The sequence below is a fragment of the Streptomyces sp. NPDC048258 genome (assembly GCF_043201995.1).
Classification (GTDB): domain Bacteria; phylum Actinomycetota; class Actinomycetes; order Streptomycetales; family Streptomycetaceae; genus Streptomyces.
Genome location: NZ_JBICZH010000016.1, coordinates 70,662 through 81,695 on the forward strand (window position 1 = coordinate 70,662; position 11,034 = coordinate 81,695).

Consider the following 11,034-nt stretch of genomic DNA (forward strand, 5'->3'; position numbering starts at 1 on the left):
GGAACTTCGCCCCTCATCGAGTCGCGGTTCGCGTTACCGTCGATAGAGGGGAACCGGCGGTCGCTCGGGGAGTGACGCCGACGAGTGAACCGGGAGCGGCACATGGATGCCAGTCTGACCGCAGCGGAGATCACTCCTTACGTGGTGAGCGCGATCGGTGCCTACGGGACCGCGGTGCTCACTCGCGCGAGGGACCAGGCAGCGGACGCCACCGTTTCGCTCGGGCGGGAGATCCTGCAGCGCTTCACTCGGCGGAACCGGCATCGGCAGGAGCTCGAATCCGCCGTCGCAGACGTAGCGGAGGCGCCTCAAGACCCCGACTTCCAGGCAGCGTTGCGGGGACAGCTGCGTCGTATTCTCGAAGGGGATCCGGAGTTCACCGCCGAACTCGGCGTGCTGCTCGCCCAGTCGGGCGCTCGCGTCACAGCGCTGGGTGAACGTGCCGTGAACGTCGGACACATGACCGGTGGCACTGTCGTCACCGGCGATCACAACCGGATCAACGGGTGACCTCCGACGCTTCACGTCCGGGCGACCGCGGGGTGGCCGCGGAGCACATCGTCGACTCCGTCGTGGTCACCGGTGACGGCAACATCGTCATCTACTACGCCGACGGCGGCCACGTCGAGCCCGCCGCTCCCGTCTCGCGTGCCGACGCGGAGCTCATGCTGTTCGGACCGGAGCCGACGACCCCGACGGACCGACCGTGGACCTGGCTCACCCCGGAAGCCGGACTGCACCCACTGGTGAGCCGCCCTGAGGAGGCGGACCTGGTCGAATGGGCACGCGAGGGCCGTGGAACCGCGTTGCGGCTTGTCTGCGCCCCCTCGGGCCAGGGCAAGACCACCCTGGCCTTGCAGCTCTGCTCCCGGCTCCGGGGTCTGGGCTGGACGGCCGGTGTCGTCGACCTCGAACGGGCTCCCACCGCGTACGCTGCCGGCACGCAAGCCATGGCCGGGTCACTCGCCCGATCCGCCCGGCGTTGGGACCGTCAACTCGCCGCGGCCGCGGCTCTCCCGCGGCTGTCCGGCCGAGCCCTGCTCGTGGTCGACTCCGCCGAAGTACACCGATCGCGGATCGAGGAACTGCTCCGCACGGTCACCGAACTCCCTACCGTGCAAGGCGTTCCCCCCGTGAAACTCCTCCTGCTCGCCCGAGACACCGGAGAATGGTGGGAGGAACTCTCCGTCGGCAGCCAGCGTCATCGCTGGATCGAGCGGCGGGTGACGCGGTTGGCACCCGTCACGCAGGGGATGAACGCAGCCGGGCTGGGCGAGATCTGGCAGGAAGCGACCGCGGGGTTCGCGCGAGCCGCCGAGCAGGCCGGCATGAAGCTCGCCCCCCGCACAGCACACTCGATCGCCGAGGGTCGCCCCACCGTCGTCCGGACCACTCTCGACCTGTATGCCGCGGCGCTGCTGCGCGTCCTCGACGCCGCGGAAGGCCGGGCCGCCTCGCTGGAATACCAGGACCACCCGATCACCGGGCTGGTCGAACACGAACAGCGCTACGTGGTCGGCTCGTTGACCGCCGCCGGTGTACCCGTCAGCCATGACGGCGCACGCCTGCTCCTCGCACTGGTCTGCCTGCACACCCCGCCGGATGAGCAAGCCGCGCTGCGGACGCTGCGGCGCGTCGAAACGACGGCGGCGGACGGCGATCTCGCGAGGAAGGCGAGGCACTTGCAAGCCCTCTACCCGGGTGATGGTCGAACGCTGTGGCGGGCCCCCGGACCGGACCGCCTGGCCGACTCGGTCCTGCACGCCCTGGCGGACGGGAGTCGATCGGATGTCGAAGCCGAGCGTCTGTTCCGCACCCTGTGCGGCACGGACGACTGGTTCGAGGGCAGGGATTGCGCCCGCGTCCTGATCAGAGCGCTGGGAACGGCGGGCGAAGAGCCGACGGCTTCGGCAACCGTCACCCAGCGTCTCGGCGGGGCAGTGAGCGGGTTGATCCTCGACCACCCCCGGGGTTACGCGCGCGCCGCGCTGGAAGCGGACGTGGACCGGTTCGAGCAGCAGATCCGCGCAGCGGTCGCCGGACGCGGCGGAGCCGCTCCCGCGTCCCGGCTGGGAGTCGGGGAACTCGAGGCACTCGACCTCCTCCTCGGCTCCACGGCGAGCAGCGACAGCCGGGCCAGGATCGCCGTCGCGATATCCGACAGACTCGTCCACGCGCCGGTGGAGGCATGGCAGGGCACCGGCCCCTGGCAGGAGAGCGGCCGGCTCATGAAACTCGTTCGGTACGCCGGCGCTCTCCGGCGGACCGACGACCTGCAGCGCGCCGACAGCGTGGCGAGTGAAGCGGTGACGCTGGTGCGCGGGATGCGGGAGTCCGGTGGCACGACGGCCAACGGACGCATCGCACAGAGACTGTCACGCGCGAGCGGCGAACTCGCCGCGGCCGGGTTGGACGTCGCGGCACTCGAACTCAGTACGGCCGCGGTGGAGAGCGCGTGGTCCTCGCTGTCCTCTCCTGAGCCCCTGGACATCGCCGAGCGGGCAGCGATCCTGAACGGGCACTCCCAGCGGTTGTACGCCCTTCGGCAGGTGGACGCCGCCGCCGGATGTTCCGCGGAATCGCTCTCGCTGTACCGCGAGGCGGCGCAACAGAGCCCCGGCCGCTACGAACTGGAGCTGACCGGCGCACAGGCCGACTACGGCATGAAGCTGCGGGCGGCGCGACGTCCACAGCAGGCGGAGCCCCATCTCGCCGATGCTCTCGCCGCCTACCGGCAGCACCTCGCGGCCGACGACCGGCCGGACACCCGCCACGGCCTGGCACTGGTCCTACGCGCGTACGGAGCGGTCCTGCATGACCTCGGCCGTAACGGACAGGCGATACCTCATGTCGAGGAAGCGGTGGAGCTGCAGCGCGCCCTGGCCACACACGACACCGGCGCCACTTTGGACCTCGCGGCCACGCTCAACCAGCTGGGGGCGGCCCTCGCCGAGATCGGCTCCGAGGAGGCGGGGCGCCACCACTTGGAGGAGGCGGTCAGCACGCTGCGAGGTATGCGCGGCGAGCCTCGTGTGACGGAGGAACTGGCGAGCGCGCTGGCCAACCTGGGGACCCTGTACGGGGAGTACGGCGATGGGGCACGGGCGGTGAGCCTCCTCGAAGAGGCGTTGGCCCTCAAGGAGACCTCGGGTGCGCGCCGTGGCGGGGCGGTCGACGACCTCAAGGCCACGGCACACAACCTTTCGCTGGCACTGCACCGGACGGGAGACGACGCGAGGGCGCGGTCGGTGCGCGCCCGGTACGTCGGTCCGAAGGAGGAAGGGCCGCCCGCCGTACGGACAGCGGCGGAGATCAGGGCCGAAATCCCACCTGTGACCGAGGAGCTGAAGGCTGCGGCGCTGCGGATGCCCGGGGGCCATCTGTACGCCATCGACCCCGCCTTCGATCCGCAGGGCGGAGTGCCTGGGCACGGAATCCGCGGCGCGTTCCGCGTCGGGGCCGATGGCGAGATCACCGGATTCGAAGCCAACGAGCGCTATCGTCCCTCGCCCGTCGCGCTGAACTTCCCTGCACCGACGGATCCCGTGGACGAGGCCGCTCAGCTGGCCCTGACCGGCTACGGGTCCGATGCGGCGTTGGAACGTGCGCTCAGGTCGGCCACGGTCGCGGTGGCCGAGGCGGTCCCCTCCACCACGTCGGCCCCGGATACGGCGGTCTTCACCTCGCCGGGCCACGTTCCCGACGGCATCGCGGTCATCCAGATCTCCGGCGAGGAACTGCTGGCATCCCTCCCGGTGGGGGCCGCGATCTCCATCAACCCGGCCTCACCGGTCGTCTATCGGCTCGATCGGGCCGGCCAGGTCACGGAAGACGCCCGGGAACCGGACCAGCCCCGCGGGAACACGCCCGGCCCGCCCCACACGGTGATCCCCGCGCCCCCGCAGACCCCCCCTCAGCCCCCGACGTCGACTCCTCCCGGCGCCGCCGCCCAGCCCGTCGCCGCGGAGGACGAAGTCGCCGGGCTGTGCGCCCGGTATGCCGACGGTGAGCCGGTCTTCAACCAGCTCGCGGCCGCACTCCGCAGAAGCCGCGTCTGGTACATCACCGCCGGCGGCGACCGTCGTCATCCCAGCATCACGCAGATGTACGACGGCCGTTCCGCCGTCTTCGTCTACAGCTCGCGCGAGTACGCCTCGACGGACGTGCTGAGCTTCGACGGAGGGGCTCGGTTGTCCCCAGCGATGATGAGCGACCTTCTGAGGGACCTTCCCCCCGCCACGTACGTAGTGGTCAACAACGAGGGACCTCATCCGATGCAGATCTCCGCCTCGGCCCTCCTCGCCTACGGCTGATCGCGCTCCTGCAGTGCGCGAGATGCCGCTGCGCCGCGAGACCGAGACCGAGACCGAGTACACCCTCGCGTCCTTCAGGGACGACCGCGTGGGCGGCGACGGATCGAAGCGGGCGGTCAACGCCCTTCGCGCGGCGTTGGACGCGGGCAGGTTCACCGAGTACCAGGCCGTGCTGTTCGAGAACACGGACCGGGTGACACAGCCCGCCCCGGAGCCCATGGCTCCGGGGCGGGCGGATGCCGGCTGCGCAGGTCAGGCGGCGGTGATGTTCTCCGCCTGCGGGCCCTTCTGGCCCTGCGTGATGTCGAAGGTCACGGCCTGGCCTTCCTGCAGCTCGCGGTAGCCGGTGGAGTTGATGTTGGAGTAGTGGGCGAAGACATCCGGACCGCCGCCGTCCTGCGCGATGAAGCCGAAGCCCTTTTCGGAGTTGAACCACTTCACGGTTCCGCTGGCCATGCTCGTACCTCTCAGTCGATGTCGGATCCGCACCGCGCGGACCCGGAGGTGATCGCCCTGGTCCGGCACTGCACAGCAAAACGCCCACGCCTGGGCGCGGGCAGGAACTGCGAACCACGACAGCTACAGCAGAAGCTACACGCCGGAACCGCCCATCACCAGAGAGCAACGATCACCGAATTGCGTCCGGAAGCGGGCCCGTACGGTCGATGGGCGCGCTCCTTGCATCCCGGAGCAGACGGCACACCGCCCAGGTCGGCGCGGGTAGGGAAAGTTGACATCCTCAGCGCTTGCGAATTACCTTCGCCATTACTTGAGAACATGAACCATCTACTCCCTTAAGCATCCTCGCCACCGGGGGCAGCACCATCAGAGGAAGGGCACGGACATGAACCCCGCCCAGCACGGAGCCGCCGTCGCAGCCGAGACCGCCGGATTCATCGCCACGGTCACGGCAGCCGACCTCTCCACCCCGGTGCCGACCTGCCCCGGCTGGACTCTCGCGGACCTCACGCAGCACGTCGGCAGCGTGCACCGGTGGTTCACCGAGCTGCTTCGCCGGCGCATCCAGCAACCGCCGGCCAGCCGCGAGGTGGACCTGCGCCTGCCGGAGCACCCCGACCGCTTCCCGGACTGGCTGGCCGCGAGCGCAGCGGAGGCTGCCGAGGTGTTCGCCGCCACCGACCTGGACGCACCGATGTGGGCCTGGGGAGTCGACCAGCACGCCCGGTTCTGGGTCCGGCGCATGCTCTTCGAGACACTCGTCCACCGGGCCGACGCCCAACTCGCCCTCGGGCTGTCACCGCACGTCGACCGCGTACTGGCGGTCGACGGCATCGACGAGTTCCTCACCAACCTGCCGTTCGCCTCCTCCTTCGCGCCGCTGACCGCCCAACTGCGCGCCCCTGACCGGACCATTCGCTTCAGCTGCACGGACGGCGACGGCGACTGGCTGGTCGGCTTGCGCCCCGACGGCTTCGCCCTGGTGGCCGACCGCGCCGAGCCCCGCGCGGCGGACGCCACGGTCCGGGGAACGGCCGCCGATCTCCTGCTGCTCCTCTACGGCCGCCTGGACCGCCGGAGCGACGCCTTCCACCTGCTCGGCGACCCGGACCTGCTCGCCCACTGGTTCGCCCACTCGGCCTTCTAGGTTCGGACAACCGTGACGCGGGACCAGCCCGCACCGGTCCGCCACCCCACACCATCAAGGGAAGACGGACCTCACCATCGCCCAGCAGTCCCAGCGGGAGTTCGGCCTGAACTCGGTGGTCCTGCGGGTCTCCTCCGGCAACCGGGAAGTGCTCACCACGGCTCTGCTCACGGAGCGGGTGAGAGAGCCGCTCGGGCTGAGCCGGACCAGCAACCAGTACACGCCGCAGATCCCGGACCCCGTCCTGCACGCCTTCACCTCCGAGCGCGGCACCTACGAGGAGTCCACCTTCTGGAACCCCTCGTGGACCACCGCTCCCGGCGCGGTTCTCGTGCAGAACATCTGCGATCTGGACCGGTCGGCTCGTGCCATCGGCCGGGGAGCTGGTGTCTGCCAAGTCCTTCGTCAACGGCTGGATCCTGACGAACCCGTCGTTCCCGGGCTACGCGGCCATAGCGGCCTACCTGCCGACGCAACAGCTGTCGATCTCGGTCAGCGTGACGAAGGGCCCCAAGAGTTCCGAAGGCAACTCGGCCCAAACGATCGCCGAGCGCATCTCCGCCGCCCTCGCCCCCGGACAGGCGCTCAAGATGAGGTGACTTCCACAGCCCGGACGTGGAGCAGTAGCTACTTCAATCGTCTGCGGCGACCAGGAGGGCAAGGGTGCCGGCGCGGCGGTCGATGATCACGAGCTCGTGAAATTCGATGTGGATAGGGCCGTAGTCGTGGTGTGCGTCCTCGGGGAGGGATCTCAGTGCGTATCGGCTCGTTGCCCGGTGGATCGGGGTGTAGACCGCCTCGTGCAGCCTCGCTTCCAGATCTGGGGGAAGAGGTACGCCGCCGGTCGCCCATGAGTGAATGGTGCCGGTCGCGCTCGACTCGTCCATGGCCGTGTACGTACCGGGAGAGATCCGGTCCGACCACCACTGACCGTGGCGCGGCTCGTGCCAGACGCCGGCTCCGTCGTACGTGTCTCTGAACTCCGGGTGGGCGATCAAGGCGGCCAGCAGGTCCTGGTCGGCCGGTGGGTCGTCCGGCAGGTGGAAGCGCTTGATGTGAACCCATCGGTATCCGTGGCCCCGCCCATCGGGGAAATCGAACTCTTTGAAGTTGATGAACGGGCTGTCCCGGTGAGTGAGCACATGCGGCATACCGAGCAGCATCGCCCAGCGCCACGCCTGAGTAAAATCGCAGGTCAGCGCAGATGCCCGGCCGCCGGCTGGGGCACGGCGGCCAGGGGCCAGCGGCGTGTGATCAGATGGCCGGATGATCGTCACCATTGCCTGGGAGCGGGCACTGCACCAACGGGGAGCCCTGTCCGCCTACGCGGTGGGAGAGGACTGCGTCGTCCTGCACGAGCGGCGCACCCGGCTGGTCTGCGTGGAGCGGGCCGACGGGACGGTGCGCTGGGACATCCCTCTGGGTACGTGGCCGCGCGGGATCGCGCTCTCGGGGGACCGTGTTCTGGTGCTGCCTCAGGAACCGGACCTGCTGTCCTGTGTGGATCTGCGGACCGGGGAGCTGCTGTGGAGCGCCAGGACACCGCGGTTCACCGGGGGCGTCGTGGCGACCGAGGACACCGTCGTGGTCGGCGGCTGGCGCGGCTACACGCCGATGACCGGGCTGGACCTGGCCGACGGGCGCGTGCGGTGGACCACCACATCGCCGGTGCACTCGGTACAGCCGCTCGCTTGGGGCGGTGGGGTGCTGACCGGCAGTGGGGCCGAGGTGGTGCTGGTCGACGCACACGACGGCAGCGGCCTCGCGCGGTGGCGACTGCCGGAGCCGCTGTTCCAGCGGGATGGCGCGGTGTTCACCCCGCTGGGCACCGACCGTTTCGTGGCGGGCTGCGGCCAGGCGTCGCTCGTGGCCTTGGGTCTCGGCTCGGACGAGCCTGACTGGCGCGGCGCGTACGAACCGTTTGCCAGGTTCGAGAGCGTCGGGGGCGCCGTCTGGATGCACCGGCCGCGTACCGGTTTCCTCACGGTCGATCCCGCAGACGGGACGCGCCTTTGGTCCACGGGTACGGGCGTCGGCCAGCAGCGGGTGGCGGGCGCGGTACCGCACGCCGACGGATTCCTGGTGGGCGCCGACAACGGCGGCATCTACCGGCTGGGATCTGATGGCCAGGCCGTCTCACGGTGTTCTCTGGGCCGCCGGATCGACGAGATGATCGACGCCGGCGACGGAGGCCTGTTCGTGATGGCGAAAGGCACCTTCGCATCAGTCGCCGTCACTGCGCGGGGCAATGCAACCGTGCCGCCGCCGGCCGCATCCGCCACCAGCGGGCGTCTCACCGACATCACCACAGATCGAGCTCGCCCCTGACTCGGGAACAGGGCGGCATGATCCGCCGTGCGCCCGCCCCACAGGCCGGGCGGGCGCGCGGGCGGGCGGGCGGGCGCCGGAGTGCTCAGACGATGCCCTCGGCGATCTCCGCCTGCTCGCGGGCGTTTCCGTAGGCCGACGGGGTCCCGTAGGAGCGCCGGGCGACGGACCACCACACGGTGGCGAGGACCAGCACCACCGCCAGGGCGATCACCGAGTAGTTCATCGAGTCGATGGTGACCGGGGACTTCTGCGGCAGGCAGAACACGACGGTGACGACCGCCACCCACACGACGGCGGTCCAGCCGATCGGCTTGCTCCAGCGGCCCAGGCTCCACGGACCGGGCTCGAACCGGTTGCCGGCGCGGAGCCGCAGGTAGATCGGGATGGCGTAGGCCGGGGTGATGCCGATGACGTTGATGGCGGTCACGGCCCCGTACGCGGTGGCGGAGTAGAGCGACGGCAGTGCGAGCACGCCCGCGACGACGACCGAGAGCCAGACCGCCGGGACCGGCGTCTGGGTACGGCCGCTGACCTTGCGCCACAGGGCGGAGCCGGGGAGCGCGTTGTCACGGCTGAACGCGAAGACCATCCGGCTCGCGGCGGCCACCTCGGCGTTGCCGCAGAAGAGCTGCGCGACGATGACGACGAGGAGCAGGGCGGTGGCACCTCCGGAGCCCAGGGCGTCGAGGAAGATCTGGGCGGGCGGGACACCGGTGGCGCTGCCCTGGACGGCCGCGTAGTCCTGGATGGCGAAGGTGAGCCCCGCGAGCAGGGCGAATCCGGCGATCCAGGAGACCCAGATGGCCCGGACGATTCCCCGGGCGGCGGAGACGGAGGCGTTCGAGGTCTCCTCCGAGAGGTGCGCGGAGGCGTCGTACCCGGAGAAGGTGTACTGGGCGAGCAGCAGGCCGACCGCCGCCACGTAGAACGGGTTGGCCCAGCCGGTGTCGTTGACGAACTCGGTGAAGACGAACGAGGGCGACTGGTGGTGGTCGGGAACGAAGGCCAGGGCGCCGACGATCAGGGCGACACCGCCCAGGTGCCACCAGACGCTGACGGAGTTGAGCACGCTGACGAGGCGGACGCCGAAGAGGTTGAGCCCGGCGTGCAGCAGCAGGATGCACAGGAAGATCAGGAAAGTCGATCCGGAGGTGGGCACGAAGCCGAACTGGAGGTTGAGGAAGGCGCCGGTGAACAGGGCGGCGCCGTAGTCGATTCCGGCGATGGCCCCGAGCAGGCCGAGCAGGTTCAGCCAGCCCGTGTACCAGCCCCAGCGGCGTCCGCCCAGCCGGTCGGCCATGTAGTAGAGCGCTCCCGAGGTGGGATAGGCACTGGTCACCTCGGCCAGGGCGAGACCCACACAGAGCACGAAGAGGCCTACGCCGACCCAACCCCACAGCATCACGGCGGGGCCACCGGTGCCCAGGCCGAAGCCGTACAGGGTCATACAGCCGGAGAGGACGGATATGACCGAGAAGCTGATGGCGAAGTTGCCGAAGCCGCCCATCCGGCGGGCGAGGACGGGCTGGTAACCGAGCTCTCTGAGCCGTTCCTCCTCGTCCTGTGGGCGTGGGGCCTTGCGGCCTCGGTCAGCTGCCCATGCGGTTCGGGACACGACGGTACCTCCGGGTGGGTGGTGGAGCACGGGGACGGTGGAGCGGGGGGACGGTGGAGCGGGGGGTGAGGGAGCGGGGGGCGGGAGCGGGGGGCGGCAGAGCGGCTGCCGTGGGGAAGGAACGTCAGTCCCGGGCTGCCAGGCTGCGGGACCTGGCCTGCAGGAACACCTCCTCGGCCAGTGCCTGGTCGGTCGGGGCACGGGTCCGGTAGGCCCACGGCAGGGTGGTCCAGTACCGGTCGATCGCGTCGAAGACCCGGGCCGCCTCGTCGAACCGCAGGGCTCCCCACAGGGCATGGGCGAGATGGTTCAGGTCGAGCGGAGAGGCGTGTCGCGGGTCGGCGCAGCCGAACCAGGCGTCCAGGGCGTGGGCGGCGTCGCGGATGGCGTTCTCGGCGACCCAGTGCAGATCGAGGGCCCTCTCCTGGCCGCGTTCCCGGCGGTAGCGTTCGACCCGTACGTAGAGCGGAAGGACGTGGGCGGCGGACCCTGGCGGGGCGGAGTCGGCAGCCCAGTGCGCGAAGTTGGCGGCCTCGGAGAGCGGTCCGGTCGTGCCCGCGTACACGAACTGGAGCATCCGGTGGTACGCCTCGCGGTTGTGCGGGTCCCGCTTGTCCGCCTCGGCGAGGATGCCCCAGGGCCCTGGGGGCAGCACCGGGCCGGGCGGCGGAAGCCGGTGCTCGTCCATCTGACGGTGTTCGTCGAGGGGGGCGAGGGCGAGCAGGCAGACCCAGGGCACGGGATCGGCGGGGCTGATGCCGGCGGTGTCCCGGCAGGCCTCCCAGGCCTCCCGCCACAGCTCGCGGGTACGGGGGTGTCCGGCGCGGTGGGCGCGGACGGCCCGTTCGACGATGACACGGGTGTGCATCACGGTCGCGGCGACGCTGTGCGGTTCCTCGGTACGCCACGCCTGGACCACGTCGGATCCGGCGGCGACGGCGGCGAGGACCTGGGTGCGCTGGGTCCACAGCCCCCAGGTGTCCGTCCGTTCGAGCAAGTGCGCCATCGACACCCAGCGGCCGGTCCGCAGGTCCTGGACGGCGACACGGAGCTCGTTGTCGTGGCCGGCGGGGTGGTAGACGGGCCGGAAGTCGCTGCCCGCCATCACCTCGTCCCGGTCGATGGGCACCCGGGACGGGTGCGTCGTGCGATGGTCGTGGTCATGAGTC

At 70.5% G+C, this 11,034-nt stretch carries 9 protein-coding genes; 5 read left to right on the top strand and 4 right to left on the bottom strand.

What is annotated here, in order from left to right; genetic code table 11:
- The first annotated feature begins 102 nt into the window (after nucleotides 1-102).
- The gene (locus tag ACGFYQ_RS30170; RefSeq protein WP_393749333.1) at nucleotides 103-510 is read left to right on the top strand and encodes a hypothetical protein; all 408 of its coding nucleotides are present in this window, start codon (nucleotides 103-105) and stop codon (nucleotides 508-510) included.
- Nucleotides 507-4,313, top strand: coding sequence for a type VII secretion system-associated protein (locus tag ACGFYQ_RS30175; RefSeq protein ID WP_393749334.1), 3,807 nt, complete (start codon nucleotides 507-509; stop codon nucleotides 4,311-4,313). The genes ACGFYQ_RS30170 and ACGFYQ_RS30175 overlap by 4 nt, the downstream gene beginning before the upstream one ends.
- A 252-nt stretch (nucleotides 4,314-4,565) precedes the next feature.
- On the opposite strand, the gene ACGFYQ_RS30180 is transcribed toward ACGFYQ_RS30175, so the two are convergent.
- Nucleotides 4,566-4,769: a cold-shock protein gene (locus ACGFYQ_RS30180; protein WP_328929665.1), complete on the bottom strand. Its 204-nt coding sequence runs from the start codon at nucleotides 4,767-4,769 to the stop codon at nucleotides 4,566-4,568.
- A 388-nt stretch (nucleotides 4,770-5,157) separates the two neighbouring features.
- On the opposite strand from ACGFYQ_RS30180, the gene ACGFYQ_RS30185 reads away from it, so the two are divergent.
- Both ACGFYQ_RS30185 and ACGFYQ_RS30190 read left to right on the top strand, forming a co-directional pair.
- Entirely contained in the window at nucleotides 5,158-5,919 is a 762-nt protein-coding gene (locus ACGFYQ_RS30185; protein ID WP_393749335.1) for a maleylpyruvate isomerase family mycothiol-dependent enzyme, read from the top strand.
- 386 nt (nucleotides 5,920-6,305) lie between these two features.
- Nucleotides 6,306-6,518, top strand: coding sequence for a hypothetical protein (locus ACGFYQ_RS30190; protein ID WP_393749336.1), 213 nt, complete (start codon nucleotides 6,306-6,308; stop codon nucleotides 6,516-6,518).
- 33 nt (nucleotides 6,519-6,551) lie between these two features.
- Here ACGFYQ_RS30190 and ACGFYQ_RS30195 read toward each other — a convergent pair whose 3' ends face one another.
- A complete protein-coding gene (locus ACGFYQ_RS30195; protein ID WP_393749337.1) occupies nucleotides 6,552-7,199 on the bottom strand; it encodes a hypothetical protein in 648 nt (215 codons plus the stop codon).
- On the opposite strand from ACGFYQ_RS30195, the gene ACGFYQ_RS30200 reads away from it, so the two are divergent.
- Nucleotides 7,186-8,247, top strand: a complete 1,062-nt coding sequence (locus tag ACGFYQ_RS30200) for a PQQ-binding-like beta-propeller repeat protein (protein ID WP_393749338.1) — start codon at nucleotides 7,186-7,188, stop codon at nucleotides 8,245-8,247. The two genes, ACGFYQ_RS30195 and ACGFYQ_RS30200, sit on opposite strands and share 14 nt — an antisense overlap.
- A gap of 85 nt (nucleotides 8,248-8,332) precedes the next feature.
- Here the strand turns inward: ACGFYQ_RS30200 and ACGFYQ_RS30205 are convergent, their stop codons facing one another.
- On the bottom strand, nucleotides 8,333-9,757 hold the full coding sequence (locus ACGFYQ_RS30205; RefSeq protein WP_393749424.1) for an amino acid permease: 1,425 nt from the start codon (nucleotides 9,755-9,757) through the stop codon (nucleotides 8,333-8,335).
- Nucleotides 9,758-9,989: 232 nt separating this feature from the next.
- On the bottom strand, nucleotides 9,990-10,970 hold the full coding sequence (locus tag ACGFYQ_RS30210) for a hypothetical protein (protein WP_393749425.1): 981 nt from the start codon (nucleotides 10,968-10,970) through the stop codon (nucleotides 9,990-9,992).
- Between the last annotated feature and the right edge of the window lie 64 nt (nucleotides 10,971-11,034).

Coding starts and splice junctions, on each gene's coding strand:
- ACGFYQ_RS30185 (WP_393749335.1), top strand. CDS start 5,158: ATGAACCCCGCCCAGCACGGAGCCGCCGTCGCAGCCGAGACCGCCGGA.
- ACGFYQ_RS30210 (WP_393749425.1), bottom strand. CDS start 10,970: ATGGCGGGCAGCGACTTCCGGCCCGTCTACCACCCCGCCGGCCACGAC.
- ACGFYQ_RS30180 (WP_328929665.1), bottom strand. CDS start 4,769: ATGGCCAGCGGAACCGTGAAGTGGTTCAACTCCGAAAAGGGCTTCGGC.
- ACGFYQ_RS30205 (WP_393749424.1), bottom strand. CDS start 9,757: ATGGGCGGCTTCGGCAACTTCGCCATCAGCTTCTCGGTCATATCCGTC.
- ACGFYQ_RS30200 (WP_393749338.1), top strand. CDS start 7,186: ATGATCGTCACCATTGCCTGGGAGCGGGCACTGCACCAACGGGGAGCC.
- ACGFYQ_RS30170 (WP_393749333.1), top strand. CDS start 103: ATGGATGCCAGTCTGACCGCAGCGGAGATCACTCCTTACGTGGTGAGC.
- ACGFYQ_RS30195 (WP_393749337.1), bottom strand. CDS start 7,199: ATGGTGACGATCATCCGGCCATCTGATCACACGCCGCTGGCCCCTGGC.